Origin of the sequence: Phyllobacterium sp. A18/5-2 (assembly GCF_025452215.1) — a bacterium.
GTDB classification, from domain to species: domain Bacteria; phylum Pseudomonadota; class Alphaproteobacteria; order Rhizobiales; family Rhizobiaceae; genus Phyllobacterium; species Phyllobacterium sophorae.
Genome location: NZ_CP104966.1, coordinates 1,464,259 through 1,489,692, shown reverse-complemented (window position 1 = coordinate 1,489,692; position 25,434 = coordinate 1,464,259). Strand labels below are relative to the sequence as shown.

The window sequence follows — 25,434 nt, the reverse complement described above, 5'->3', positions numbered from 1 at the left end:
CTATAGCAATCCGGCCTGTTCCGCCGCGAGCTTCAGATTGAGCTGCGGACGCGGACCGATCTGCTGGATAACCAGACCCGCCGTCAACGAACCAATCCTGGCGCAATCGGTCAACGTGCGGCCATTCGTATAACCGAACAGGAATCCGGCGGCATAGAGGTCGCCTGCGCCGGTCGTATCGACCAGTTCGGCAATCTCTATTGCCGGCACGGCAACCATCTCGTCCTTCGATACAACGACCGAGCCCTTTTCCGAGCGCGTGATTGCAGCCAGTTTGCAATCCTTGCGGATCAGATCGAGTCCCTTTTCGAAATCGTGCGTCTGATAGAGCGACTTCAGCTCAGCCTCATTGGCAAAGACGATATCGACAGTGCCCGAGCGCATCAGGTCGAGGAATTCTTCGCGATAGCGGTCGACGCAGAACGGGTCGGACAGCGTCATCGAGACTTCGCGCTTGTGCTCATGCGCGATTTTCGCCGATAGGCGGATTGCTTCCTTGGCGCGCGGCGGATCCCAGAGGTAGCCTTCGAAATAAGTCACCTTGGCTTCGGAAACCTTGGAACTTTCCACATCTTCCGGTCCAAGTTCGACACAGGCGCCGAGATAGGTGTTCATCGAACGCTCGCCGTCCGGCGTCACGAAGATCATCGAGCGAGCGGTTGGCGGCGGCGAAGCGAGTACGCGTGTGTCGAAGGCGACACCTTGCGAACGAATATCGTGGGTGAAGACATGTCCCAGCTGATCGTCCGCCACCTTGCCAAAATAGGCAGCGCGTCCACCAAGGCTGGCGACGCCCGCTGCGGTGTTGCCGGCACTGCCGCCTGAGGCTTCGATCGCCGGTCCCATGCGTTCATAGAGAAATTCCGCCCGGTCGGCATCGATCAGGTTCATTGCATTTTTGATGATGCCGTTCTTGACGATGAAATCGTCATCGGTGCGGGCAATGATATCGACAATGGCGTTGCCGATGCAAAGCACGTCATAGCTGGACATGAAAACTCCGGGATTGAATTGGCCGTACCTTTTGGCGGTTGTTTTGCCTTTGCTCTAGCGCGTAAGCGATCAATTGACTACCCCTTCTTTCGTGCATCCGCTTGTCCCTGGGGACGAGCGCCCCTATGTCCGGTACTTCGTAGCCCTGGAGATCGAGCGTACAAATGGTTATTGAAAGTGCCCGCGCTGCGGCCAGTCATCTGTTCCGTCCGGAGTTCCGCGCGGTTCTGTGGAAATCACTCGGAATGACCATTCTGCTGCTGATCGGCGTTTGGTTCGGTCTGCGCGAACTGTTCGAAATTTTGGCGTTGCCCTTTTTCGACCAGATGATGCCGGACCTGCCTTCCTGGACGGGGTGGCTCGGCCTGATCGCCGGTATTCTTGCCAGTTTGGGCCTTGCCCTCGGCCTGGCACTGCTGATTGCGCCGGTTACGGCGATCGTCGCCGGATTGTTTCTCGACGATGTGGCCGAACTGGTGGAAAAGGAGGACTATCCCCTCGATCCGAAGGGCGCTCCCCTTCCCGCCGTGCGCTCTTTCATTCTTTCAGTCAAGTTCATGGGCGTCGTCATCATCGGGAATATCGTGGCATTGCTGTTATTGCTCATTCCCGGCGTAAACATCATCGCCTTCTTTGTCGTCAACGGCTATCTGCTCGGCCGGGAATTCTTCGAATTTGCCGCGATGCGCTTTCGCCCGGAACTCGAGGCCAAGGCGCTCCGCTCCAAACATTCGACGATGGTATTCCTGGCCGGGCTGATTATCGCCGCCTTCATGGCGATCCCGCTCCTCAACCTGCTCACGCCTTTGTTCGCTGCCGCCATGATGGTGCACCTGCACAAGGCCGTGACGCGGTCAGAGCCCCCGGCAGCGCTACCCTAGGTCAATGACCTGCGGCGGCAGCGGCACGAGCGGTGCGGGGATTTCCGACGTTTTCTCCGCGGCCTTGCAGATATCGGCAATGACACAGGCGGGGCAATCGGGCTTGCGCGCCTTGCAGACATAGCGGCCGTGCAGGATCAGCCAATGGTGCGCGTGGTAAAGGTACTCGGATGGAACGACCTTCATCAGACGCGCTTCCACCTCTTCCGGCGTCTTGCCCGGTGCCAGCCCGAGCCGGTTGCCGATACGGAAAATATGGGTGTCGACCGCCATGGTCGACTGGCCGAACGCCATGGAGAGCACCACATTGGCCGTCTTGCGGCCAACTCCCGGCAGCTTGACCAGCTCGTCGCGATCATCCGGAACCACGCTGTCATATCGATCGATCAGCGCCTCTGACAGAGCGATGACATTCTTCGCCTTGTTGCGCCAGAGGCCTATCGTGCGGATATAGTCGCCGACGTTGGCCTCGCCCAATGCCAGCATCTTTTCCGGCGTGTCGGCCACCTTGAACAAAGCCCGCGCCGCCTTGTTGACACCGGCGTCGGTTGCCTGGGCGGAAAGGACGACCGCAACGAGCAAGGTAAAGGGGTTTACATGCTCGAGTTCCCCTTTCGGTTCCGGACGCTGAACCGAAAACCGACGGAAAATTTCATGGATTTCTGCCGCCGTATAGCGTGTACCGCCAACGTTGCGCGCTTTCGCGGGCCTGGCAACGGCCACACCTTCTGTTTCCGCAATTCCGGACGAAAAACGAGCTTCCGCCTTTCCTGAAATTGCTTTGACCTGATCAATTTTGGGCTTGGGATTTTCCATGCTCCCTCTATACTCAAACGCCATGAGCCAAACAATGAACCCGATCGACCCGGCGGCCATAAACGAGGAAGAAATCTTCCGCGCGCTTCTTGTGCCACACCGGTCGCTGGGCCAGAAGGGTTTCCTCATTCTGATGGGTGCGCTCGGCGTCAGCAGCTTCTTCACCGGCCTGTTTTTTCTGTCGATCGGCGCCTGGCCGGTCTTCGGCTTTTTCGGCCTCGATGTCCTGATCGTCTACATTGCCTTCCGCCTGAACTACGCTTCGGGAAAGATTCATGAAGAGGTGACCGTGTCGCGCATAGCCCTGCAAATCCGCCAGGTGGGCGCGTCCGGCCGGACAAAACTCCATGAATTCAACCCGTTCTGGACTCGGTTCAGTGTCGCCCGCCATGCGGAAATCGGCATCACGTCGATGCGCGTCGAGGGACAGGGCAAGGCCGTAACCATCGGCTCCTTTCTCAATCCCGACGACCGCGAAAGCTTCGCTTCGGCCTTTCAGGTGGCGCTGGCAACGGCCAAAGGCCGGTAATTTCGGCACCGGCAAGAATCGGGTGGCGAAGGAACCTCTGGAGTGGTCATATACCCTCAACAGTGAGGTAAAACCCATGAAACCACAGGCCATACTTCAGAAAGACATAACCCCGACCGGCAACGACTATGCGATCGTCAGCCATATCATCGAGCGCATCAGCAAGGATTATCGCGATCAGCCGTCGCTCGAGACGCTAGCCCGCGATACCGGACTGTCGCCGACGGCGCTGCAAAAGCTCTTCACCCGCTGGGCGGGTCTTTCACCGAAAGGTTTTCTCCAGGCGGTGACAATCGACCACGCGCGCCGTCTGCTGGATGAGGGCATGCCGCTGCTCGAAACCGCATACGAGACAGGCCTTTCCGGACCAAGCCGCCTGCACGACCTTTTCGTCACCCACGAGGGCATGTCGCCAGGCGACTACAAGACACGCGGCGCGGGCCTTACCATTCGCTATGGCTTCCTCATCTCGCCATTCGGATTGGCTCTGATCATGGTGACGGACCGCGGGCTGGCTGGCCTTGCCTTTGCCGATGCCGGGAAAGAGCGTGAAGCGCTTGCCGATATGACGTCGCGCTGGCCGAACGCTACCTATGTGGAAGATCTCGCCGCAACCGCCCCCTATGCGGCCCGCGTTTTCAACCCGGCAGAGTGGCGTGCGGACCGGCCCCTGAAGGTCGTCACAATCGGCACCGACTTCCAGCTGCGCGTCTGGGAAGCCCTGCTCAAGATCCCCATGGGCAAATGCGTCGCCTATTCGGATATTGCCGCGGATATCGGCTCGCCCAATGCTTCGCGCGCGGTCGGTGCCGCGGTCGGTGCCAATCCCGTGTCCTTTGTCGTGCCGTGTCATCGCGCAGTCGGCAAGTCCGGCGCGCTGACCGGATACCACTGGGGTTTGACCCGCAAGCGGGCAATTCTCGGCTGGGAAGCAGGTCAGTTGAGCGCGGGGGCGGAGATAAGCCAAGCGGGCTGACGCCGCACCGCGTCTTCCCGAGCACGATCTTGAACAGCCCGGCAATTTGCCGGGCTGTTCGTGTCTCTAGCTCAGCGTCGAAACCACGTCGGCGGAAATACGCAGCTCGCGCAAGGGGCGGACCACCGCGGTCGTCTCGCTGTAGATGGGATGCGCCTTGTAGGCGGCCAGTGCCTCGGCATCCTTGAATTCACCATACACGACCACGTCGATTTCGCCGGAAATCGGATCGGTCTTGGTATTCTGCATGACCTCGAAAACTGTCGAATGCGGAATTTCGCCAAGCCGTTTCAGGCCAGAGGCGATCGCCTCGACATCTTCCTTGTTGCGGGCACTGAAGAATACAATATGACGGATCACGTTCTGACTTCCTGCTGATTTGGCACATATTAGAGTGTGTACGGCGCCCTTTGCGCGTCCCGAAGGATGCGCGGCGCGACAATCGTGCTGGACTTTTCATAGGAAGCCCCCTTCCGTCAATAGATGCGCTGTCGCAGCTTGATGCGAGCGGTGAATTCGGCAACGATACCGATCCGCCCTTGGCATTTGCGGCCAAGCTGGGCTAAACGTTCTCGCCCGGCCGGATATCGGCCGGCGGTATGAACAACTTGAGGCGTCCATGGCCGATCACGGTCAAAGAAATCGACCAGATCCCGATAAATTGCTCGAACTTACCGCCCGTGAAACGCGCGGCAAGCTGACTGTATTTCTGGGTGCGGCGCCCGGCGTCGGCAAGACCTATGCGATGCTGTTGCGCGCACGCCGCCTGAAAGAGGATGGCGAGGATATCGTCATCGGCATCGCGGAAACCCATGGCCGCGCCGAGACGGCGAAGTTGCTCGACGGGCTCGAAGTGGTGCCCCGCAGGCGGGTCACCTACCGTGACCGGGCGCTGGAAGAATTCGATATCGATGCGGCAATAGCCCGCAAACCGAAAACGCTCGTCGTCGACGAGCTCGCCCACACCAATGTACCCGGCAGTCGTCATCCCAAGCGCTATCAGGATATCGAGGAATTGCTTTGGCAGGGCATCGACGTCTGGACCGCGATGAACGTCCAGCATCTGGAAAGCCTGAGCGATCTCGTCACCAGCATTACCGGCGTCACCGTGCGCGAGATCGTGCCGGACACGGTCCTCAAGCGGGCAGATGAGGTCCTGCTTGTCGATCTCCCGCCGGCGGAACTCATTGAACGGTTGAAAGAGGGCAAGGTCTATTTGCCCGGCAACGCCGAGCGGGCGGCCGAAGGCTTCTTCAAGCCGGCCAATCTGACTGCTCTGCGCGAACTGGCGTTGCGGCGCACCGCCGATCGTGTCGATGACCAGATGATCGATCTGTTGCGGCAGAGTGCGATAGAGGGGCCTTGGGCGACGGGCGAGCGCCTGCTGGTTTGCGTTGGTCCCGACAGTCTGTCCGACAAGGTCGTTCGCACCGCAAGCCGCCTGGCTTCAGGGCTGAATGCCCGCTGGCTGGTGGTTTCGCTCACGCAGACCAGTGACGCCGGTGCGGAGACCAGCAAACGCATCGACGAACTGCTTGATCTCGCCGAGCGTCTCGGCGCGGAAACGCGCCGTGTGATCGCGCAAGACTTTGTCGAGGAAATCTTCCGTATCGCACGGCGGGAGAACGTCACCCAGATTGTTGTCGGGCGCCCCAAATCCCGGCGATTTGCCAATCCCTTCCGGCGTTCCCTGCCCGACGAGATCATCAAGCGCTTTACCGATATCGGCGTTCATATCGTCACGGGTGAAGAACAGGGTGGCGCCTATAAGCCGCCTTCCATGCGCAAGCGGTCGCGGCGTGAGCTTGCGGCGGCAATTGCGATCCCCGTCATAACCACTGGTATGACGACACTGCTCGGCCTCGGCGTCAGCGATATCGTTCACACCCAGAATCTTTCCATGCTGTTCCTTGTCGCCGTGATCCTCTCGGCGATGATCAGCGGCCGGCTTTCTGCCGTCATTGCCGCGGGCCTGTCTTTTGTTTTCTACAATTTCTTTTTCCTCGAACCGTTGCACGACTTGAGCATCGCCAAGCCACATCAGCTGTTCTCCCTGGTCATATTTCTTGCTGTTGCCCTGATGATCGGCGATCTTGCCGGCCGCTTGCGCGATCAGGTTGCCCGTTCGCGCAATCAGGCGAAGAATACGCAGGCGCTTTATGAATTCTCGCGCAAGCTCTCCGGTACGGCCCGGCTCGACGACGTCCTGTTTTCGACCGCTACACAGCTGCATTCGACCTTTGGCACGGGCGTTACCATCCTGTTGCCCGGCGATGGAGACCTGTCGACGCAGACTGCCTGGCCGCCAGACCTGACACTCGATGGCACGGATATGACGGCCGTTCGCTGGGCGTTCGAAAAGAATGAACGCGCGGGCCACGATACGGCGACATTGCCGCTGATCGACTGGCAGTTTCTGCCCATTCTCACATCGCATGGTGTGGCAGGCGTCCTGGGCCTGTTCATGCAGGATCGTCCGCCGCTGACCGAGAACGAAGATCGGATGCTTATCGCGATCCTTGATCAGACAGCCATTGCCATCGACCGCGCGCAGCTCGTGCGTGAAAATGCCAAGACTACAGCCCTGCAGGAAAGCGAGAAACTCCACACGGCGCTGTTCTCTTCCCTGTCGCACGATCTGAGGACGCCGCTTGCATCGATTACAGGTGCCGTCACCACCTTGCGTCAGCTCGGCGATCGCATCAAACCGGACGGCCGCGACGATCTGCTGCTTTCCATAGAGGAAGAGGCCGGGCGCCTCACCCGTTTTGTTGCCAATCTCTTCGATATGACCCGCATCGAAGCCGGAACACTCAAGGTCAAGAACGTTCCGATTGATGCCGCTGAGGTCATCGTCTCGTCGATCGAGCGCATGAAGAAACTGAAGCCGGAAATTGCCATCGAGATCAGCATCGCTCCCGATCTTCCGGCCGTCAATGGCGATCCGTCCCTGCTCGGCCAGGTCCTGTTCAACCTGCTCGACAATGCCGCGAAATATGCTGGAGATGGTCCGATTGCCATCTATGCAAGGCAGGAAGATACGGAAGTAGCGATCAGCGTGACCGACCAGGGCAAGGGTATTCCACCCAAGGATCTCGACAAGATTTTCGACAAATTCTACCGGCGTGTCAAAGGTGACGGCCGCGCGGCCGGTACGGGACTGGGGCTCTCGATTGCCCGTGGTTTCGTCGAGTCCATGGGCGGGACAATCAAGGCGGAAAGCCCTGCCATCCGCAAGCGCGGAACCCGGTTTATCGTCCGGCTCCCGCGCGCCAATCCCACGGGCGAGGCGGCATGAACCAGCATCGTATCCTCGTCGTCGATGACGAACCGCAGATCCAGCGCTTTCTCAACCCGGCACTCACCGCCTCGGGTTATGAGGTCATCCTGGCATCCACCGGTGCCGAAGCGGAGCGTTTGATCGCTACCAGCGCGCCCGATCTGGTCATTCTCGACCTTGGCCTCCCCGACAAGGACGGCAAGGACGTCATCGAGACTGTGCGGGCATTTTCCGAAGTGCCCATCATCGTCCTGTCGGCGCGGGACCGCGAGACGGAAAAGATTGTCTCACTCGATCTTGGCGCCAATGATTATGTCGAGAAGCCATTCGGCATCGGTGAGCTGCTGGCGCGTGTCCGCAGCGCGCTTCGCCAGAAGGCAGCCGGTACGAGCGTGCCGTCGCGCTTCGAAGCCAATGGACTTGTCGTGGACATGGCCAAGCGCATTGTCACGCGGAACGGCGAGGAAGTGCACCTCACCCGCAAGGAATACCAGTTACTGGTGCATCTCGTCCTCCACGCTGGCATGGTCGTGACGCATCGCCAGCTTCTTGCCTCGGTCTGGGGCGGTGCGCATGTGGAAGATCTGCAATATTTGCGGGTCTTCGTCGGTCAGCTTCGCGCCAAGATCGAGGACGACGCGAACAATCCGCAATTCATCCGCACCGAAGCTGGCGTTGGCTATCGTTTTATCGCGGAGTGAGGAGTGTTGCCTAAACAAAAACCCCGCCGAAGCGGGGCCTTGTTTAACTCGGCACCGACCATCAGACTTGGTTTCGTCTATGCTGACCGGTGGCCCTTGGTAGGGTCTTAGACGCGGATGACATGAGCAGAGCCGCAAACTCCACAAAAATGGGCCCTCACAGATGCTTGTCAAGGCTGAAAACCCCAAACCACGAAGCGCACATCGCCTAACGAGTTTGAACAACTCATCTGGCAAAGCGGTGGTCTGATAGATGCGCTTACCCACTTTGTTCTTGCCAAGTCTTAGCAAATCAATTCGATGAAAGCCTACAGCATTCACCATATCGCCTTTAATCCACCGCTCCTGATTGCCCCATTTCTCAGGAAGCATGAATGGGATATTTATGCGGGCATTGTATGGCATCGGCGGCTCAGGGTTACTCAAGCTTAGAGGAACAATGGTACACAATAATGGTCGTCCGCTAATTCTGGGCGTCAGAACGACGGCCAGCCGCGTTTTCACCATCTCCGGTTCTTTGAATCCCTCGCCGTAATGGACGCTCACTATGCTGCCTTGTATTGGATGCTCGCTGATACCCATCCCAATAAACTGTCGGGTTGGTCGAGTAACGTCAATTGAGAACTAAGTATAAGTTGTCAACGACCCGCCTACCCCAGCGTCGAGTTGAACGCCCCGCCGTCGAGCAACAGGTTCTGGCCGACAATAAAGCCCGAATACTGACTGCACAGGAATGCCGCGGCCGCGCCGAACTCTTCCGCCGTCCCATAACGTCCGGTCGGATTTTCCGCATGGGCTTCGGCCCGTGCCTCCGCGATCGAAATGCCCTTTGCTGTCGCGGTCCGTTCGATGAAGCCCTTCGTGCGATCCGTATCGTGCGATCCCGGCAAAAGATTGTTGATGATCACACCGTGTTTCGCCACCTGCCGCGCGGTTCCGGCGACAAAGCCGGTCAGCCCGCTGCGAGCAGCATTGGAGAGCCCTAGCTGGGCGATGGGTGATTTGACCGAACCCGACGTGATATTGACCACCCGTCCCCATTTGCGTTCGATCATTCCCGGCAAGATGGCGTTCATCAAAAGGATCGGTGTCAGCATATTATTGTTGATTGCTTTCAGCCATTCTTCCTCGCCCCAATCCGACCAGAAACCGGCAGGCGGACCGCCTGCATTGTTGATCAGGATGTCCGGCTGGGGCTCTGCCATGAGAAGTGCCTGGCGTCCGGCTTCCGTGGTCACATCTTCGGCGACGATCTGCACCCTGACCCCGTATTTGCCGGCAATCTCACTCGCGGTCTCGCGCAGCGTCTCCTCGGTGCGTGCGTTGAGTGTGAGATCAACGCCGGCTTCCGCCAGTTTCTCCGCAACACCGCGGCCAAGCCCTTTTGAACTCGCGCAGACGATGGCCCGCTTACCCTTGATACCCAGATCCATGATGTCCTCGCCGATTCTTTTGTCGAGCTCTGTTATCGACAATTCCACTACGCTTTGACAAGCTCCGGTTGATCAAATCAGCACAATAGAGTCGGGAATGAGCAACATGACGACATTCGGAGCGACGGTCCTGTGGACGCGGCCGGAAGGCACAGCCTTCATCGACAACAAATACAGCCGCGCGCATATCTGGCAGTTCGACGGCGGTGCCGAAGTACCGGCCTCCTCTTCCCCGCATATTGTCCGCGTGCCATTTTCCACCCCGGAGAATGTCGATCCGGAAGAGGCCTACGTCGCTTCGATCTCCAGCTGCCATATGCTGTTCTTTCTGTCCGGTGCGGCGAAGAAAGGTTTTGTGATCGACGAATACCGGGACGCGGCCGAAGGCGAACTGGCCAAGAATGACAGCGGCAAACTCTATGTCAGCCGGGTAACGCTGAAACCGCAAGTGACCTATGCCGGCGCTGCGCCCGATCGCATGACCGAAGAACACATGCACCATGACGCGCATGAACAGTGTTTCATCGCCAATTCCGTTCTTACTGAAATCACAGTGGAGGCGGTTTGAACCAACCGGATAAGGAGGAAACGAAATGTCTGAACTCAAGCTCAGCGATGCGGTCAACACCACGTGTCCCTGGTCAGGCGACCCCATCAGGGAGGATAGCCTCACCCTCTACAACGGCGCAGTCGTCGGCTTCTGCAATCCCGGCTGCCGCGATAAATTCGAGAAGGCTGTCAGCCACTTCGAGGCTGCGCTTGCACACACCCGGCACGAAGCGGTTTAGGCGCTGGTGGCATACGGTGCCAAGGCGATTGACAATTCCCTCGGATAAATATACTTAAGTACATGCTTAACCAACAAACTCCACTTGATCTGATGTTCCAGGCCCTCGCGGATCCTTCACGGCGGACCATGGTGGAAAGGTTGAGTCGCGGACCGGCTTCGGTCAGTGAACTTGCCAAGCCGCTGACCATGTCCCTTCCGGCGGTGGTGCAGCATCTGCAGGTTCTGGAAGCGAGCGGCCTTGTGCGATCGGAGAAGGTCGGACGTGTGCGTACCTGCCATATCGATTGGGCAGCGTTGCAAACGGCCGAGGATTGGATCATGGACCGGCGGAAGAATTGGGAGCTGCGCCTTGACAGGCTGGGCGACTTTCTCGCCGAACAGAAAAAAAGGGTAGACCAATGACCAAAAGATCTGTTGTGCACGACACGTTCGTCATCGAACGCAGCTATCCGGCGGCACCTGCGCGGGTCTTCTTTGCGTTGAGCGACAAGCAGGCCAAGGAAAAATGGTTCGTTGGACCTCCGGAGTGGGGAACCAACCATCATGAGATGGATTTTCGCGTCGGCGGACGCGAGACCAACAGCGTGCTGCGCCGGCCGAAGGCTCAAGCCACCGGTTTGACGCGATCTATCAAGACATTATCGAGAACGAACGTATCGTCTACAGCTACGACATGCATATTGGCGACAAGCGGATCTCCGTTTCGCTGGCAACGATCGAGCTGACGCCGGAAGGCAGCGGCACAAGGTTCAAACTCACCGAGCAAGGCGCCTATCTCGACGAATTCGACGATCCCTCACAGCGCAGGAGAGGGACAGAAGACCTGCTCGACGCACTGGGTGCATCCCTGACCGGCGCGCCGGTCAACGCCTGAGCAGATGCGCTGCGGGTTCAGGCGCTGTCGCCTGAGCCCGCAACGACCGTCTCTGCGGGCGTTTTGATACGGCCCTGACGCTTCAGCTGCTGTTCGCGGAAGAAGATGAAGAGACCCGATGCGACGATGAAGCCGGAGCCGGCCAGCATCGACAGGCGCGGCACGTCGCCGAAGACCAGCCAGCCGAACAGGATTGCCCAGAAGAGCAGCGTATATTGCAGCGGCGCCACCGTCGCGGCATCCGCCAGCTTCAACGCCCTGTTGACCAGCACATGCGCGAGCATCGCCACGACCCCGAGCAGGCCCAACAGAATAAGATCGCGCGGGCTCACTGGCGTCCATTCGAAACCCACCCAAACCAGACCGGCAAGTCCGGCGCCAACGATCTGCCAGAACACCAGCGTCGTATCCGGCGTGCCGCGCAGCGTCCGGCCCAGCACGAGCAGGAAAGCAAAGGCCATGCTCCCGAGGATGGAAATGACAGCTTGCGGCGTCAGAGCCTGCGAAGACGGTTCCAGGGCGATGACGACGCCGGCAAAACCGGCGACGATCGCACTCCAGCGCCGCCAGCCAACCGGTTCCTTCAACAAGAACGGCGAGATCGCAGCGACATAGATCGGGGCGGCCAGCCAGTAGGTCATGACATCGGCAAGCGGCAGATAGACGACCGCGAAATAGAAAGCGAAGACTTCCGCTGTGGAAAGGATGACGCGGATCGCCTGCAGCTGGGGCCGGTCCACTTGCACGATCTTTTCCGGCCCATTGAACCAGATGAAGGGCGCCAGCACGATCAATGCCGCGACACTGCGAATGAAAACCACCTGTCCGACCGAATAGGTCGACACCAGCCATTTGCCCATCACGTCATTCAACGCGAACATCAGCATGCCGAGCAGCATCAGCAACACACCGTTGCGCGCCGCCGATGCTGCGGCGGTATTCGAAATGCTTGCCGGAATGGCGGTCATCGGGCGTTTCCTGGAGCAGGCTGCTTTGGGTTTGCTTTGAGGTATTTTCTTGTCCCGATCCAGTCGAAAAATGCAAAGAACAGCAAAAACAGTTCATAAATCGCTTTTCCTGCTCAACTATCTGCAATTTCAGCCATAATCTCGACTTGAAATTGTCCTTTTAGGTAGATTGACGTCGTTGGGGACGCATTCATTGACATTCAAACCTGATGCTTTTGCGCATCGATAAAGTGGTCATTAACCAATAAATCGGATAGTCCGGCTATTCGGGGGTTGGAAAACGGTCAGGATTGGAACGACATTGTCAAACATGAGTCATGCGCAGAGCGGCAGATTGAAAGGGATTTCCCTTCTAAGTGCCCGCTGGTTGGGTCCCCTCATGATCTTTGTATCGATGTTGTTTTCCTCCGCCGGCGCTTTCGCCGAAACCCGGACACTGAGACTCTATTTTGTTCATACCAACGAACGTGCTGAAATCACCTTCAAGAGGAATGGCCGCTACCAGCAGGACGGTTTGAACAAGCTTAACCGGTTCCTGCGCGATTGGCGCCGCAATGAACCAACCAAGATGGATCCCCGCCTGTTCGATCTGGTCTGGCAAGTCTATACCAAGGCTGGCGGCCGGGATTATATTCACGTCGTTTCCGCCTATCGTTCCCCCGCCACGAATTCCATGCTGCGTTCGCGTTCGCGCGGGGTCGCCCGGAAAAAGCCAGCACATGCTCGGCAAGGCGATGGACTGGTATCTGCCGGGCGTGAAACTTGCGACACTTCGCAACACGGCTTTACGCTTCGAGGCGGGCGGCGTCGGCTACTATCCTCGGTCCGGTTCGCCGTTCATCCATACCGATGTCGGCAATGTCCGTCACTGGCCGCGCTTGAGCCGCAGGGAATTGCTGACCGTGTTCCCGGACGGCAAGACAATTCACGTTCCGTCCGACGGCAAGCCATTGCCTGGCTATGAGCAGGCGGTCGCCGCATACGAATCGCGCAAACGCAGTGGCGGCTCGATCCAGATCGCCAGTTCGTCCTCGCGTTCGGGGCGCAGCGGCAAGACACTCTTCGGTATTCTCTTTGGTGGCGGCGCCGATGAAGAAGAAGATACCAGCGAAAGCTCAGTTGCTGTAGCATCCGCGGCGAAGCCGTCGCGCAGTGTTGCCGCGAGACCGGCGCCGGTAGCGGAGGAATCCGGCGAAGGTGCCGCCCCGGCAGCGGCGTTGCCCGCGCCAGCTCCTGTGCAAGCACCAGCGCCAACCACGGCGCGTGCGCAACCGCAAACGATCGCGCCCGAACTTCCGGCGCGTAATGCCCCTGAACTCCTGACCGCGCCACGCCCTGAGGCCCCCGTCGAGCTTACCGCTGAAGACAATGCAGCGCTCGCCTTCGCCATACCCGTACCTCTGCGCCGTCCTGACTACACGCCGACACCGGCTCCGGATGCGCCATCGGCACTTGATGCGCCCACGCTCAATGCGCTGGCCCAGAACGATGCGGCGGTAGCCGTGCCCGCTCCCCGTCCGCAGGATAGTGCCGGTGCGATCCGCGATCTGATCGCCGCCAATGTCGACGATCCGGATACTGCGCCTTCCCAGTCACAACCTGAGATGGCCAATGCGCTCGTGCCCGTCCCCTTCGACAAGCCCAAGCGCAACGACATGATGGTTGCATCGGTTGTCCCCAGCCAACGCCCCGTTGCCGCACCGGACCCAGCAACCGAGGTCGGGGACGTCATTGCGGTTCCAGACGAGAGCCTGACGCCGGAAGCGATCATCGCACAGTCGGATGCCGAGCACGGCGAAGCTGTCGCCGCCGCGGAACCGCTGCCGACCGTGACTGGTACGTCCGGAGGACGTCTACAACCCGAGCAGCACGTGCAGGTAGCTTCGGCCGGGCCGCAGCCATCCCTGCGCCGGACCATGCTCGAAGCCAAGGGCGATCCGGCTGCCATGCTCGACAGCGGCGTAATGACGACGGCGAAGAAAGCAAAGCCGCACCGGCAGGTCGTGCAGGGCCAGAGCCCCAAAGTCATCCAGGCGGCCTCCGAAATTCCGGATCGGGCGCTATCCTCCGAGCAGGTCGCGGAGACGGCGCCTGCTGTGGTACCCGCGGTCCTGCGTAACAGCTCGATGCGCAAGGCGCCGACGACTGTCTACACGGCAGGATTCCAGCCGGTGCTGCCGGTGGCGAATGCCAACAAATTCACCGGCAAGGCCGTCACATTCATGCAGATCGCCAAGTTCAACCCCACCAGCGGCATGTAACCAATCAATCGCGATACCGGCGGCTCAGGCAGGAGCCGCCGGTATTGTTCTTCAACGACAGGTTCTGTTGTTGCTCTAGGCCTTGCGCATCACTTTCGCCTGTAGCAGATCGGCGATACCGATGCGGCGGGCAAAATCAATCCTCACTTCTTCGGCAAGCTCAATGACCTCGCTGGCGCCATCGCCGACGAAGTCGACGATCGAGCGGGCCGGGCGCGAACCCGCTGGCAGACCGACGACACGCACAATTTCATCCGCCACAGCCTTCGGATCCGCGTCGTCAGGTGTCAGTGCACTCAGCCGTTCGCCCACCTGGTCCATGATCCCGTCATAGCGATCATAGGCCGCGGCGCGCCCTTCGTCGGCGGGTTTGCCGGCTGTCGGGAAATGCGATGTTCCCCTGGTGAAGGCACCCGGAACCACTATCGAGGTCTCGATGCCGAAGCGCGCAAGTTCGTAGGACAAGGTAATGGCGAGCGAGATCCATCGCCGCCTTTGCTGCAGCATAGGGACCCATGAAGGGAGGAAAGCCCCCCTTGGTTGTCGTGCTGCTGATCCAAAGCATGAGGCCGGATTCCTGCGCCCGCAACTGCGGCAGGGCTGCCCGGTTGACCCGCTGTGCACCAAGGACATTGATATCGAAAACCCTGGCGATTTCCTCCGGCGTGAAGGCTTCGGTCGGGCCGATGACCAGATGGCCGGCATTCTGCATGACGACGTCGAGACGACCCTGCTCGCTGACGATCGTTGCGACTGCAGCGTCCGCAGATTCTTGCGACAGGACGTCGAGTTCGAGCGGGCGGAGATCGGCATTCCTGGCCTTGGCCCAAGCGCGCATCTCGCCGGCACGCTGCTCATTGCGGCCATCCAGGTCTCGCATGCTGGCGTAAACGGCATGACCGGCTTCAGCGAGGGCCTCGGCGGTGAGCTTGCCAATGCCGGTTCCGGCGCCGGTAACGAGGACAACTGATTTCATGATCCTGTTCCTTCTTTGAACTTTTGCGGTTGGAGGAGGGTTTTCAGACGAGGCCGCCATTGGCCCGCAGGATCTGGCCGTTGACCCAGCCGCCGTCCGGACCGGCGAGGAACGAGATGACATTGGCGATGTCTTCAGGCTGGCCGAGACGTTCGAGCGGCGCGGCCTTGCTGAACTGCTGGATCAACTCATCGCTCTTGCCAGTGAGGAAAAGCTCCGTGGCAATCGGGCCGGGAGCCACCGCATTGACGGTGATATTGCGGCCGCGCAGTTCCTTCGCGAAGACGCGGGTGAAGGTCTCGACCGCCGCCTTGGTACCGGCATAGATCGCATAGCCGGGCAGGTTGGTGCCAACGACCGACGTGGAGAAATTGACGATCCGCCCGCCATTGTTCATGCGCGTTGCAGCTTCGCGCAATGTGTTGAACGTGCCCTGCACGTTGATTGCGAATGTCTGTGCGAAGACCGCGTCACTCGTCTCCGCCAGCGGCATGACCTTCATGATGCCGGCATTGTTGACGAGAACGTCGATCCTGCCGAGTGTGGCTTCCGCGGTTTCGAACATGGCGCGGACATCGTCCGGCCTCGATACATCCGCCTTGACTGCTATGGCCCTGTAGCCGGCGCTTTCGAGTTCTCCGGCCAGCACGTCGGCCTCCGCCGAGCCGCTGGCATAGTTGATCACGACGGCAAAACCGTCTGAGGCAAGGCGCCGTGCGATGGCGGCACCTATGCCGCGAGCAGCGCCGGTTACGATGGCAACTTGCTGTTGAGCCTGTGTCATTGTTCTGAACTCCGTGTCCGTGTTGACAATGACCGCACTATGCTCCAAACAAAATTGCGGATAATTATCCAATTCCCGGCATCACTATTCGATTTTTGCTAACAATCGATCAGGCAGGTTTGACCGATGGATCGCTTTCAGGAGATGCAGATCTTTGTGCGGATCGTCGAGCGGCGCAGCTTCACCAAAGCCGCCGGAGATCTGCGCATACCCCGCGCCACCGTCACCAATGCGATGCAGCGTATGGAAGAGCGCCTGGGCGCGCGGCTACTCGACCGGACGACGCGTCAGGTTAACCCGACGCTTGACGGCGAAGCCTATTACAATCGCTGTCTGCGGCTCCTTGCCGATATGGACGAGGCGGAGGGCTCGTTTCGCGATGTTGCGCCGAAGGGCCTGCTGCGCGTCAACCTGCAGGGCACCCTTGCCCGGCATTTCGTCATTCCTGCACTTCCCGCCTTCCTTGCGCGCTATCCGGCACTTGAACTCAGCATTGGCGAGGGCGACCGTCTGGTTGATCTCGTGCGTGAAGGCATAGACTGCGTGCTGCGTGCCGGTGATCTGCAGGATTCATCCATGGTCGGTCGCCGGGTTGCGCAGATGGAACAGGTCACCTGCGCCAGTCCCGAATATCTCGCACGAAACGGCGAACCGAAGCACTGGAAAGATTTTTCCGGACATCTCGCGGTCAACTATGTGTCGAGCACGACCGGCCGGCCCTACCCGCTCGAATTCAACACCAGTGAAGGCTTGAAACTGGTGACGCTGCCGGGACTCGTCGCGGTGACAGGCGCCGATGTCTATACGGCCTCGGCGATCGCCGGCCTTGGCTTCATCCAGGTGCCGCGCTACCGCATTGCCGCCGAGCTGGCGGAAGGCAAGCTGCGCGTCATATTGCCGGATTGCCCGCCTCCGCCGATGAGCGTCTCGGTGCTCTACCCGCAAAACCGCCAGCTCTCATCCCGCGTGCGCGTTTTCGCCGATTGGCTCACCGGAATTTTTGCGCAGGCTCAGGGGCGAGTGGCAACTTAGCCCAACAGTGTTTCAAGCTGCACCGCGCATGCCCGCAGCGGCTCGGCGCTCTGGCTGGCTTTGGCCATCGCCATGGCACCGGAATAGCTTGCGACGATCAGCGTGGCGAGATCGTGGGCCCGCGACAAATCCATCTCCGGCCTGTCGGAGTGCAAGCGAAGCGAAAGGGCCAGCCGCCACCGCTCGAAGACGCCATTCACGGCTTCGCGAAAATCCGCATCCGCCAGCGACAGTTCCAGGGCAAGATTGTTGAGAGGACAGCCCGTTACAGCGCGATTGCGCTCCAGCGTATCGGCCACGCCGTTGAATACATTGCGAATACCCGCCGCTGCCGAGGAAGCGGTGGCTATGGGCCGTATTGCCGTCGCATCGACTTCAGGCGCCACTCTTTCGGCAATGACGGCAAGGCCAAGTGCTTTCTTGGTGGCGAAGTGGTGATGCAATGCACCCCCGGTTGCCGCCGCGCCGCGCACAACGTCGTGCACGCTCGTCGCGTTGTAGCCATACCGCTGGAACAGATCCGCAGCCACATCGAGAATCCGCGAGCGCATGGCCTGCGGATTGTTGATGCGTTTGGGCTTAACCGGATGGTTGTCGTCAGTCATCGTTCACCTCGCCTCGCCACAGAATATCAAATTGACAAAACAGGACAACCGGTCTTATTTAAAACAGGACGACCCGTTTGTTTTTCATATGGAGGATATGATGCATGTAACCGCCCCGCAGACCGGCATTGCACCAGCCAGCGAAACCCGCCGCTACAGCCCGATTGCGGAATTGCGCCGTTACACGCTGCACCCCGGGCGCCGTGACGGTCTGATCGCGGTGTTCGACGCGTATTTTCTGGAAGGCCAGGAATCCTGCGGCATGAAGATCATCGGCCAGTTCCGAGATATGGACGATCCTGACGCCTTTGTCTGGCTGCGCGGGTTCGATGACATGCATACCCGCCGCGCCGCGCTGACCGCCTTCTATGATGGCCCAGTCTGGGGCGTGCACCGAAATACCGCCAACGCCACGATGATCGATTCGGACGATGTCCTGCTGCTGCATCCAGCGGAATATGCGGACGGCTTCATGCTTCCGGCCGAACGGCCGGGCCGCAACGCCAACCATCAGTCGCCCGCGATCTTCCAGGCGGTGACCTACAAGCTCGCGTTGCCCGCCGAAGCGGGCTTCCTGGCCTTTTATGGCGAAACGCTGTGGCCGGTTCTTCAGGCAGCGGGCGAGGACCGCATCGGCCTCTTCGCCTCCGAGCATGGTGAAAACACCTTCCCGCGCCTGCCTGTTCGCCTCGGAGAGAATGTCGTTGTTGTCTTCTCGCGATTCGACAACGCCGCCGCCCATGCCGATTTCACCAGCGCCCTCGCCGGCAATTCCGCTTGGCTTTCCGCCCAGAAGCAGCTTGAGCACTATCTCATCGCCCCGCCGGTCATTGCGCGGTTGGCGCCGACAGCGAGATCGTTGATGAGGTAGGAGACGTCCTGTTCTGTCCACACGTCCGCTTGATGCGATACTTCGATCCCGGGATCCTGCGCGAGGGCGGCCGCATAGCCCAGTTGCGGCTCGTTCCTCCCGGGAGTAGCTTTTCAGGAAGGAGGAACGGCCATGCAACTCGATGAAAACCCCTGGACAGCCTTCGCCGCGGACGCAACTTTGGAAACCGTGGTCCTCATCCGCGATATTGGCGTGTCAGACGATAGCGTCACAATCGATCTCTACGCGCGCGACAGGAGCCAGCCCGACTTTCGGCGCAACGTCAAAAAGACGCTGAGAGCGATCAAACTGGCGATCGATGACGTCATCGACAGCATAGATGACGGAAAATCGCTTCGGGTGCTCATTGGAAGCGACCATGAAGGGAATGGCCTATACAAGGCAACAGGTACTGCCCGGCCTTTGGGGTTTGAGCGGCATGAACGGTATAAGGTGTGAACCCGGCCGAGACACGGATTTTTTCTTTTCCAGGCGATTGATTTTTGTAGGTTGGTGGAGCCAAGCGGGATCGAACCGCTGACCTCTTGCATGCCATGCAAGCGCTCTCCCAGCTGAGCTATGGCCCCATTCCAATCGGCCGAAATGGCCGGACCGGGTAAACCGGCAAACTGTGCGGCAAGGTCTGGAACCTTGCCCCGCTTATCCGAAGTTGGCGGGTACATATCTCCCGCCGCCGTGAAGATCAAGTCCCGTTCGCGGGTTATTTTCAGCGAACAGGATTATTCGGCGCACGACCCGGGGACCACGCGCCGTTCAGGCTCAATTCTCGTCGTCGTCGCCGATACCGCCGCCGAGAATGTCGGTGACGTCGTCGTCTTCGTCTTCTTCGTCAGTGGCGAGGAAGGTGTCATCGTCGTCGGCGTCATCGACCTCGACATCATCGTCACCGATATCCGGCACGTCGCTGTCGACGTCGCCATCGGCATCCTCAAGTGCGACGAATTCGGGCTTCTCCAGAGCAACGTCCAGCTCTTCGGTCTCGACCTCTTCCTCTTCTTCGCGCGCCGAGCCGGCAGTCGAGATCGAAGTAGCTGAGCGGATAGCTCTTGCCCGTATAGGGTGAAACGATCGGATCGCGGTTCAGATCGTAGAATTTCTGCCCGGTTTCCGGGTCAACTCGCTTGGTGCCAAGTTTTGGATTTGCCACGTTTTGCCTCGTCTTTTGGCTGCGCCTGCATTCGGCTAACATTCAGGTCTCTCATCGACCAGCCGTTTATGCAAGTACTCATCAAATGGATTTGAGGTCCCATAAACGCAATTCAGCGCATTTGTCAAAGCGAAAAAGCTTGCAATTGCAAGATGACCGCACCGGCAAGCTGTGTTACCAACGCCCCCGCATCCCGATGACCACCTTTTAATGCGATTGACCCTGCCCATGTCCCACTCAGCGCTGCCAAAACCCGCCACCGCCCGCCGTTCCAGGGCGCTCTCCGGCGATATCCGCATTCCCGGCGATAAATCGATTTCGCACCGCTCCTTCATGTTTGGCGGCCTTGCTTCCGGCGAGACGCGCATCACGGGCCTGCTCGAGGGCGAGGACGTGATCAATACCGGCCGCGCCATGCAGGCAATGGGCGCCAAAATCAGCAAGGACGGCAATATCTGGATCATCCAGGGAACCGGCAATGGCTGCCTGCTGCAGCCGGAGGCGCCGCTCGATTTCGGCAATGCCGGCACCGGCGCACGCCTGACCATGGGCCTTGTCGGGACCTATGCCATGGAAACCACGTTCGTTGGCGATGCGTCGCTGTCGAAGCGGCCCATGGGCCGCGTGCTCGATCCCTTGCGCGAAATGGGCGTCCAGGTTACGGCCGCCGAGGGTGACCGCATGCCATTGACACTGCGCGGGCCGAAGGTTGCCGCCCCCATTACCTACCGTGTGCCCATGGCCTCGGCGCAGGTCAAGTCCGCCGTGTTGCTCGCCGGCCTCAATGCGCCGGGCATCACCACGGTCATCGAACCGGTAATGACGCGCGACCATACCGAAAAAATGCTGCAGGGCTTCGGCGCCAATCTTTCCGTCGAAACGGACAAGGATAATGTCCGCCATATCCGCATCGAAGGACAGGGCAGGCTCACGGGCCAGACGATCGACGTGCCGGGCGATCCCTCTTCCACAGCATTCCCGCTGGTGGCGGCATTGCTGGTGCCTGGCTCCGACATCACCATTCGCAATGTGCTGATGAACCCGACGCGCACCGGCCTGATCCTGACATTGCAGGAAATGGGCGCCAGTATCGGGATCCTCAATGCCCGTCTTGCCGGCGGCGAGGATGTGGCCGATCTGCGCGTCCGTGCGTCGGAGCTCAAGGGCGTCAATGTGCCCGCCGATCGCGCGCCATCGATGATCGACGAGTATCCGGTCTTGGCCGTGGCCGCGAGCTTTGCCACGGGCGAAACGGTGATGAACGGGCTCGAAGAGCTGCGCGTCAAGGAATCGGACCGCCTGTCCGCCGTTGCCGATGGATTGAAGGCCAATGGCGTCGATTGCACGGAAGGCCCGGAGACCCTGAGCGTTCGCGGCCGCCCGGATGGCAAGGGCATTGGCGGCGGTACTGTCGAGACCCATCTCGATCATCGCATCGCCATGAGCTTTCTCGTCATGGGCCTGGCGGCGGAAAAGCCCGTCAGCGTCGACGATCTCGACCATGATCGCCACCAGCTTTCCAGAGTTCATGGACATGATGGCGGGGATGGGCGCGGAGATTTCCGAACACGGCGCTGCAAGCTGATAGCATATCATGAGCGCGCTGGTTCCGGTTCTCACCGTGTATTTCCTGTATACGATGTCCAGCGTGCCATTCATCGTCTGGGCAGGACGGAGCGCCTATACGGGAACCATCGCCAGCAAGGCACCACGGCCATGGCCGGGCAAAACCAGCACGATCATGCGGGTGCTGCTTCCTTTGCTGCTGATCTTCCTCTATGCGTGGAACGTCTCTGAAAGCGCAAAATCCGGTGCACTGAATGCAGAGGCGGTGGGCACCAGCGCATGGATGCCCTATCAGTTTCTGCTGCTGCCGCCGGCGTTCGGGTCGATTGCCGGGTACGGCATAGGCTTTATCATGGGCAAGAGGGCCAGGGTTCATGAGCGAGAGGGCTAGGGACTGATGTTTTTTCTGCTGACATCGTTTGTCGTCGTTGCCGTTCCCTATGCGATCGAACGTTTTGGGCTCAGAGTCCGCTTCGGTCTGTTTGCACTGCTGTTCTGGCTGTTCGTCTTCCAGTTCGTGCTGATTTTTGCCATCGATTCTCTGCTGCAAAACCTTGCCACGGTCCTGCCCGGCTGGCTGGAATCGATCCTCACGACACTCGGCGGCTTCGCCTTCGTCAGCATTGGCATCACGCCGGTCATCACATTGGTCCTGGCCGCTGCCTATCTTCTGTTCGCGCTCGGACAGTGGCTCTTCGACCGGGACGAGAAGGATCAACCGACGCCGCAGACCCACTTTACCATCGCGATCGATGGTCCTGCGGCCTCCGGCAAGGGCACACTCGCCCGCCGCATTGCAGAAGCCTACGGTTATCATCATCTTGATACCGGGCTGACCTACCGCGCTGTCGCCAAGGCGCTGATGGACCAGAACATGCCGCTCGACGATGAATTTCTCGCCGAGAAGGCGGCGCGGTCCGTCGACCTGTCCAAACTCGACCGGACGGTGCTTTCCGCCCATGATGTCGGTGAGGCGGCTTCGAGGGTTGCAGTCATGCCGGCGGTGCGCCGCGCACTGGTCGCCGCGCAGCAGGGATTTGCCACGCGCCCGCCCGGCGCCGTACTCGATGGCCGCGACATCGGAACGGTGGTCTGTCCCGATGCGCCGGTGAAGCTCTATATCACTGCCTCGCCCGAGGCCCGCGCCAGGCGGCGCTACGAAGAGATCAAGTCCAATGGCGGCGGCGCCAATTATGAAGAGATCCTGCAGGATCTGACCCGTCGCGACGCCCGCGACATGGGCCGCACGGACTCGCCCCTGAAGCCCGCCGCCGACGCGCACTTGCTAGATACGACGGAAATGGATATAGAGACCGCGTTTCTTAATGCCAAAACCCTGATTGACCAGGCATTGGCCAAGGACACGCATTAGACTAGCAAGCAATAAACATTTGCCGCCAGCCCATGCACCGGATTGCCCTTCAAAGGGCGGGTTGGCATGCAGATGATCCGAAACACGAACCACCGGTGCTGTGTCCGATGCCCTATCCGGACACGCCAGGAGTATGTATGTCTCAAGCCAATCCAACGCGCGAAGATTTTGAAGCTCTTCTCGCCGAGTCCTTCGCCACCAATGACCTTGCTGAAGGTTATGTCGTAAAGGGCCGTATCGTCGCCATCGAAAAAGACATGGCGATCATCGACGCCGGCCTCAAGGTTGAAGGCCGCGTTCCGCTGAAGGAATTCGGCGCGAAAGCCAAGGACGGTTCGCTCAAGCCGGGCGATCTCGTTGAAGTCTATGTCGAGCGCATCGAAAACGCCCTCGGCGAAGCCGTTCTGTCGCGTGAAAAAGCGCGCCGCGAAGAGAGCTGGGTCCGCCTTGAAGAGAAGTTCAACCGCGGCGAACGCGTCGATGGTGTCATCTTCAATCAGGTCAAGGGTGGCTTCACCGTCGATCTCGACGGCGCCGTAGCCTTCCTGCCGCGTTCGCAGGTCGACATCCGTCCGATCCGCGACGTAACCCCGCTGATGCACAACCCGCAGCCTTTCGAAATCCTCAAGATGGACAAGCCGCCGCGGCAACATCGTTGTCTCGCGCCGTACCGTTCTTGAAGAGAGCCGTGCTGAACAGCGCTCTGAAATCGTCCAGAACCTCGAAGAGGGTCAGGTCGTTGAAGGCGTCGTCAAGAACATCACCGATTACGGTGCGTTCGTTGATCTCGGCGGCATCGATGGTCTTCTGCACGTGACCGACATGGCATGGCGCCGCGTCAACCATCCGTCGGAAATCCTGTCCATTGGCCAGACGGTCAAGGTTCAGATCATCCGCATCAACCAGGAAACACATCGTATTTCGCTCGGCATGAAGCAGCTCGAAAGCGATCCGTGGGATGGTATCGGTGCGAAGTACCCGATCGGCAAAAAGATCAGCGGTACCGTCACGAACATCACCGACTATGGTGCATTCGTCGAGATCGAGCCAGGCATCGAAGGCCTGATCCACGTTTCCGAAATGTCCTGGACAAAGAAGAACGTGCATCCCGGCAAGCTGCTCTCGACCACGCAGGAAGTCGAAGTCGTTGTTCTCGAAGTGGATCCGGTCAAGCGCCGTATCTCCCTCGGACTCAAGCAGACGCTCGACAACCCATGGACGACCTTCGCAGACAAGTTCCCTGTCGGCACGATCGTCGAAGGCGAAGTCAAGAACAAGACCGAATTCGGCCTGTTCATTGGTCTCGATGGCGATGTGGACGGCATGGTTCACCTCTCCGACCTCGACTGGAACCGTCCAGGCGAACAGGTCATCGAAGAGTACAACAAGGGTGACGTCGTGAAGGCGCAGGTTCTCGATGTTGACGTCGAGAAGGAACGCATCTCGCTCGGCATCAAGCAGCTGACCGGCGACAAGGTCGGTGAAGCCGCAACTTCGGGTGAACTGCGCAAGAACGCCGTTGTGACCGTTGAAGTCACGGCAATCACCGATGGCGGCCTCGAAGTGCGTCTGGTCGATCACGACCTCGACACCTTCATCCGCCGTGCTGACCTGTCACGCGATCGCGACGAACAGCGTCCGGAGCGCTTCACGGTCGGTCAGAAGGTGGACGCCCGCGTCATCGCCTTCGACAAGAAGACCCGCAAGCTGCAGGTCTCGATCAAGGCGCTGGAAATCGCCGAAGAGAAGGAAGCTGTTGCCCAGTACGGTTCGACCGACAGCGGCGCTTCGCTCGGCGACATCCTGGGTGCCGCTCTGAAGAAGCAGGAAAAGAACTAAGTTCTTTCCGGCCTTCGAATACCTGAAACCCGCCGGTGCAAACCGGCGGGTTTTTTTCTTTAGGGACTTTGACGATTTACAGCAGCTATCGAGGGTCGCTCAGATCGTGTCGAACTGGATCAGTATGAATGCAATCTGTGTGACCAGCGCGAGGGCAACGAGCACAAGCTGTGTCCTTGGCCGGCGAACATAGATGCCCAACCCGCAAAGTGCGATCAGGAACAGGTTGCGCGAGGGATACTCCGCCCCCAGAGAGCGGAAATGCTCCATGCCCTTCATTGCCGTGTCGAGGAAATCAATGACGAAGATCGTTATGATGATCCCGAAGAACCAGGCTCTTCGCGACATGAAATAGTCTTCATAACCGGAATAGCCTTCCATACTGTCCGGAAACAGCATTCCGCAGGCGAGAAAGTGCAGACTGGCGAAGAAAATGACGAAGAGATAGACCTCGAATTTCCACAGAACCAGCTCGTGAAGATAGAATTCGAACCACCAGAAATGCACGACCGTGAGAAACGTGAACAACACCCAGCCAAGATGCACCGCATAGATATTCTTACGCTGGGGATGCTGGATTATTCGGGCGATGCCGGTGAGCAGGCGCGAAACGCTCAGGCCCAGAATAATACCGATGATCACCCGGACATGGGTGAAAACTTCGGGGTTTGGAATACCGCCTTCCATTGCGCACTCCTCATCGTTGTTGCCGGGCGGCG

22 protein-coding genes, 1 tRNA gene and 6 pseudogenes are annotated in these 25,434 nt (G+C 59.4%); 17 read left to right on the top strand and 12 right to left on the bottom strand.

Translation table 11 applies throughout. The features are described 5' to 3' along the window. Window positions 1-993, bottom strand: a complete 993-nt coding sequence (locus tag N8E89_RS07435) for an adenosine kinase (protein WP_106662293.1) — start codon at window positions 991-993, stop codon at window positions 1-3. A 164-nt stretch (window positions 994-1,157) separates the two neighbouring features. Here N8E89_RS07435 and N8E89_RS07430 point away from each other — a divergent pair, with 164 nt between their 5' ends. Beyond that, a complete protein-coding gene (locus N8E89_RS07430) occupies window positions 1,158-1,874 on the top strand; it encodes a sulfate transporter family protein (RefSeq protein ID WP_106662292.1) in 717 nt (238 codons plus the stop codon). On the opposite strand, the gene nth is transcribed toward N8E89_RS07430, so the two are convergent. Continuing rightward, on the bottom strand, window positions 1,866-2,690 hold the full coding sequence (nth, locus tag N8E89_RS07425; protein ID WP_410010346.1) for an endonuclease III: 825 nt from the start codon (window positions 2,688-2,690) through the stop codon (window positions 1,866-1,868). The two genes, N8E89_RS07430 and nth, sit on opposite strands and share 9 nt — an antisense overlap. A gap of 34 nt (window positions 2,691-2,724) precedes the next feature. Between nth and N8E89_RS07420 the strand changes: the two genes are divergently transcribed. Together N8E89_RS07420 and N8E89_RS07415 are read left to right on the top strand one after the other, a co-directional pair. Continuing rightward, the gene (locus tag N8E89_RS07420; RefSeq protein WP_162707177.1) at window positions 2,725-3,219 is read left to right on the top strand and encodes a DUF2244 domain-containing protein; all 495 of its coding nucleotides are present in this window, start codon (window positions 2,725-2,727) and stop codon (window positions 3,217-3,219) included. Between the two features lie 76 nt (window positions 3,220-3,295). Further along, window positions 3,296-4,195, top strand: a complete 900-nt coding sequence (locus N8E89_RS07415; protein WP_106662289.1) for a methylated-DNA--[protein]-cysteine S-methyltransferase — start codon at window positions 3,296-3,298, stop codon at window positions 4,193-4,195. Window positions 4,196-4,261: 66 nt separating this feature from the next. Here the strand turns inward: N8E89_RS07415 and N8E89_RS07410 are convergent, their stop codons facing one another. Beyond that, window positions 4,262-4,555: a Dabb family protein gene (locus N8E89_RS07410; RefSeq protein ID WP_106662288.1), complete on the bottom strand. Its 294-nt coding sequence runs from the start codon at window positions 4,553-4,555 to the stop codon at window positions 4,262-4,264. Window positions 4,556-4,814: 259 nt separating this feature from the next. Between N8E89_RS07410 and N8E89_RS07405 the strand changes: the two genes are divergently transcribed. Both N8E89_RS07405 and N8E89_RS07400 read left to right on the top strand, forming a co-directional pair. Further along, complete coding sequence (locus N8E89_RS07405; RefSeq protein ID WP_106662287.1) at window positions 4,815-7,493, top strand: ATP-binding protein; 2,679 nt, start codon at window positions 4,815-4,817, stop codon at window positions 7,491-7,493. Further along, a complete protein-coding gene (locus tag N8E89_RS07400) occupies window positions 7,490-8,176 on the top strand; it encodes a response regulator (RefSeq protein ID WP_106662286.1) in 687 nt (228 codons plus the stop codon). The genes N8E89_RS07405 and N8E89_RS07400 overlap by 4 nt, the downstream gene beginning before the upstream one ends. 333 nt (window positions 8,177-8,509) lie before the next feature. Here N8E89_RS07400 and N8E89_RS07395 read toward each other — a convergent pair. Continuing rightward, window positions 8,510-8,683: pseudogene (locus tag N8E89_RS07395) on the bottom strand (type II toxin-antitoxin system PemK/MazF family toxin); the annotation flags it as partial. A 143-nt stretch (window positions 8,684-8,826) separates the two neighbouring features. Beyond that, on the bottom strand, window positions 8,827-9,609 hold the full coding sequence (locus N8E89_RS07390; protein ID WP_262261607.1) for an SDR family oxidoreductase: 783 nt from the start codon (window positions 9,607-9,609) through the stop codon (window positions 8,827-8,829). 106 nt (window positions 9,610-9,715) lie between these two features. Here N8E89_RS07390 and N8E89_RS07385 point away from each other — a divergent pair, with 106 nt between their 5' ends. From N8E89_RS07385 to N8E89_RS07365, 4 genes are all read left to right on the top strand, one after another. Further along, a complete protein-coding gene (locus tag N8E89_RS07385) occupies window positions 9,716-10,177 on the top strand; it encodes an OsmC family protein (protein WP_106662285.1) in 462 nt (153 codons plus the stop codon). A gap of 25 nt (window positions 10,178-10,202) precedes the next feature. Further along, window positions 10,203-10,397 carry a glutathione S-transferase gene (locus tag N8E89_RS07380; RefSeq protein WP_106662284.1) on the top strand — a complete coding sequence of 65 codons (195 nt, stop codon included), beginning with the start codon at window positions 10,203-10,205 and terminating at the stop codon, window positions 10,395-10,397. A gap of 62 nt (window positions 10,398-10,459) precedes the next feature. Beyond that, entirely contained in the window at window positions 10,460-10,801 is a 342-nt protein-coding gene (locus N8E89_RS07375) for an ArsR/SmtB family transcription factor (protein ID WP_262261605.1), read from the top strand. A 223-nt stretch (window positions 10,802-11,024) separates the two neighbouring features. After that, entirely contained in the window at window positions 11,025-11,273 is a 249-nt protein-coding gene (locus N8E89_RS07365; RefSeq protein ID WP_315975683.1) for an SRPBCC domain-containing protein, read from the top strand. A 17-nt stretch (window positions 11,274-11,290) separates the two neighbouring features. Here N8E89_RS07365 and N8E89_RS07360 read toward each other — a convergent pair whose 3' ends face one another. Continuing rightward, window positions 11,291-12,241: a DMT family transporter gene (locus tag N8E89_RS07360; RefSeq protein WP_262261602.1), complete on the bottom strand. Its 951-nt coding sequence runs from the start codon at window positions 12,239-12,241 to the stop codon at window positions 11,291-11,293. A gap of 379 nt (window positions 12,242-12,620) precedes the next feature. On the opposite strand from N8E89_RS07360, the pseudogene N8E89_RS07355 reads away from it, so the two are divergent. Beyond that, window positions 12,621-14,502 (top strand): annotated as a pseudogene (locus N8E89_RS07355) (DUF882 domain-containing protein). 75 nt (window positions 14,503-14,577) lie between these two features. Here the strand turns inward: N8E89_RS07355 and N8E89_RS07350 are convergent. Together N8E89_RS07350 and N8E89_RS07345 are read right to left on the bottom strand one after the other, a co-directional pair. Beyond that, window positions 14,578-15,481, bottom strand: a pseudogene (locus N8E89_RS07350) (SDR family oxidoreductase). A 40-nt stretch (window positions 15,482-15,521) separates the two neighbouring features. Next, window positions 15,522-16,262: an SDR family oxidoreductase gene (locus N8E89_RS07345; RefSeq protein ID WP_262261600.1), complete on the bottom strand. Its 741-nt coding sequence runs from the start codon at window positions 16,260-16,262 to the stop codon at window positions 15,522-15,524. 126 nt (window positions 16,263-16,388) lie between these two features. On the opposite strand from N8E89_RS07345, the gene N8E89_RS07340 reads away from it, so the two are divergent. Continuing rightward, window positions 16,389-17,294 carry a LysR family transcriptional regulator gene (locus tag N8E89_RS07340; protein WP_262261598.1) on the top strand — a complete coding sequence of 302 codons (906 nt, stop codon included), beginning with the start codon at window positions 16,389-16,391 and terminating at the stop codon, window positions 17,292-17,294. On the opposite strand, the gene N8E89_RS07335 is transcribed toward N8E89_RS07340, so the two are convergent. Next, window positions 17,291-17,899 carry a TetR/AcrR family transcriptional regulator gene (locus N8E89_RS07335; protein ID WP_106662277.1) on the bottom strand — a complete coding sequence of 203 codons (609 nt, stop codon included), beginning with the start codon at window positions 17,897-17,899 and terminating at the stop codon, window positions 17,291-17,293. The two genes, N8E89_RS07340 and N8E89_RS07335, sit on opposite strands and share 4 nt — an antisense overlap. 97 nt (window positions 17,900-17,996) lie before the next feature. Here N8E89_RS07335 and N8E89_RS07330 point away from each other — a divergent pair, with 97 nt between their 5' ends. Both N8E89_RS07330 and N8E89_RS07325 read left to right on the top strand, forming a co-directional pair. Beyond that, a complete protein-coding gene (locus N8E89_RS07330) occupies window positions 17,997-18,770 on the top strand; it encodes an NIPSNAP family protein (protein ID WP_262261596.1) in 774 nt (257 codons plus the stop codon). Between the two features lie 132 nt (window positions 18,771-18,902). Then, window positions 18,903-19,229, top strand: coding sequence for a hypothetical protein (locus N8E89_RS07325; protein ID WP_106662275.1), 327 nt, complete (start codon window positions 18,903-18,905; stop codon window positions 19,227-19,229). A gap of 52 nt (window positions 19,230-19,281) precedes the next feature. Here the strand turns inward: N8E89_RS07325 and N8E89_RS07320 are convergent. Together N8E89_RS07320 and N8E89_RS07315 are read right to left on the bottom strand one after the other, a co-directional pair. Further along, window positions 19,282-19,357 (bottom strand) — tRNA-Ala (locus N8E89_RS07320). A gap of 193 nt (window positions 19,358-19,550) precedes the next feature. Next, window positions 19,551-19,938 (bottom strand): annotated as a pseudogene (locus N8E89_RS07315) (TIGR02300 family protein). A gap of 228 nt (window positions 19,939-20,166) precedes the next feature. Between N8E89_RS07315 and aroA the strand changes: the two are divergent. The 4 genes and pseudogenes from aroA to rpsA all read left to right on the top strand — a co-directional run bounded on the left by aroA (window position 20,167) and on the right by rpsA (window position 24,715). Next, window positions 20,167-21,523 (top strand): annotated as a pseudogene (aroA, locus tag N8E89_RS07310) (3-phosphoshikimate 1-carboxyvinyltransferase). A 9-nt stretch (window positions 21,524-21,532) separates the two neighbouring features. Then, window positions 21,533-21,895, top strand: a complete 363-nt coding sequence (locus tag N8E89_RS07305) for a hypothetical protein (protein ID WP_106662273.1) — start codon at window positions 21,533-21,535, stop codon at window positions 21,893-21,895. Between the two features lie 351 nt (window positions 21,896-22,246). Further along, on the top strand, window positions 22,247-22,876 hold the full coding sequence (cmk, locus tag N8E89_RS07300; protein ID WP_262261860.1) for a (d)CMP kinase: 630 nt from the start codon (window positions 22,247-22,249) through the stop codon (window positions 22,874-22,876). A 137-nt stretch (window positions 22,877-23,013) separates the two neighbouring features. After that, a pseudogene (gene rpsA, locus N8E89_RS07295) lies at window positions 23,014-24,715 on the top strand (30S ribosomal protein S1). Window positions 24,716-24,814: 99 nt separating this feature from the next. Here rpsA and N8E89_RS07290 read toward each other — a convergent pair. Beyond that, a complete protein-coding gene (locus N8E89_RS07290) occupies window positions 24,815-25,402 on the bottom strand; it encodes a hypothetical protein (protein ID WP_106662270.1) in 588 nt (195 codons plus the stop codon). Window positions 25,403-25,434 lie beyond the last annotated feature (32 nt).

What these genes read in the sequence shown, in the direction of transcription:
- N8E89_RS07435 (WP_106662293.1), bottom strand. Translation starts at nt 993, where the DNA reads ATGTCCAGCTATGACGTGCTTTGCATCGGCAACGCCATTGTCGATATC.
- N8E89_RS07430 (WP_106662292.1), top strand. Translation starts at nt 1,158, where the DNA reads ATGGTTATTGAAAGTGCCCGCGCTGCGGCCAGTCATCTGTTCCGTCCG.
- nth (WP_410010346.1), bottom strand. Translation starts at nt 2,690, where the DNA reads ATGGAAAATCCCAAGCCCAAAATTGATCAGGTCAAAGCAATTTCAGGA.
- N8E89_RS07420 (WP_162707177.1), top strand. Translation starts at nt 2,725, where the DNA reads ATGAACCCGATCGACCCGGCGGCCATAAACGAGGAAGAAATCTTCCGC.
- N8E89_RS07415 (WP_106662289.1), top strand. Translation starts at nt 3,296, where the DNA reads ATGAAACCACAGGCCATACTTCAGAAAGACATAACCCCGACCGGCAAC.
- N8E89_RS07405 (WP_106662287.1), top strand. Translation starts at nt 4,815, where the DNA reads ATGGCCGATCACGGTCAAAGAAATCGACCAGATCCCGATAAATTGCTC.
- N8E89_RS07400 (WP_106662286.1), top strand. Translation starts at nt 7,490, where the DNA reads ATGAACCAGCATCGTATCCTCGTCGTCGATGACGAACCGCAGATCCAG.
- N8E89_RS07390 (WP_262261607.1), bottom strand. Translation starts at nt 9,609, where the DNA reads ATGGATCTGGGTATCAAGGGTAAGCGGGCCATCGTCTGCGCGAGTTCA.
- N8E89_RS07385 (WP_106662285.1), top strand. Translation starts at nt 9,716, where the DNA reads ATGACGACATTCGGAGCGACGGTCCTGTGGACGCGGCCGGAAGGCACA.
- N8E89_RS07380 (WP_106662284.1), top strand. Translation starts at nt 10,203, where the DNA reads ATGTCTGAACTCAAGCTCAGCGATGCGGTCAACACCACGTGTCCCTGG.
- N8E89_RS07375 (WP_262261605.1), top strand. Translation starts at nt 10,460, where the DNA reads ATGCTTAACCAACAAACTCCACTTGATCTGATGTTCCAGGCCCTCGCG.
- N8E89_RS07360 (WP_262261602.1), bottom strand. Translation starts at nt 12,241, where the DNA reads ATGACCGCCATTCCGGCAAGCATTTCGAATACCGCCGCAGCATCGGCG.
- N8E89_RS07345 (WP_262261600.1), bottom strand. Translation starts at nt 16,262, where the DNA reads ATGACACAGGCTCAACAGCAAGTTGCCATCGTAACCGGCGCTGCTCGC.
- N8E89_RS07340 (WP_262261598.1), top strand. Translation starts at nt 16,389, where the DNA reads ATGGATCGCTTTCAGGAGATGCAGATCTTTGTGCGGATCGTCGAGCGG.
- N8E89_RS07335 (WP_106662277.1), bottom strand. Translation starts at nt 17,899, where the DNA reads ATGACTGACGACAACCATCCGGTTAAGCCCAAACGCATCAACAATCCG.
- N8E89_RS07330 (WP_262261596.1), top strand. Translation starts at nt 17,997, where the DNA reads ATGATGCATGTAACCGCCCCGCAGACCGGCATTGCACCAGCCAGCGAA.
- N8E89_RS07325 (WP_106662275.1), top strand. Translation starts at nt 18,903, where the DNA reads ATGCAACTCGATGAAAACCCCTGGACAGCCTTCGCCGCGGACGCAACT.
- N8E89_RS07305 (WP_106662273.1), top strand. Translation starts at nt 21,533, where the DNA reads ATGAGCGCGCTGGTTCCGGTTCTCACCGTGTATTTCCTGTATACGATG.
- N8E89_RS07290 (WP_106662270.1), bottom strand. Translation starts at nt 25,402, where the DNA reads ATGGAAGGCGGTATTCCAAACCCCGAAGTTTTCACCCATGTCCGGGTG.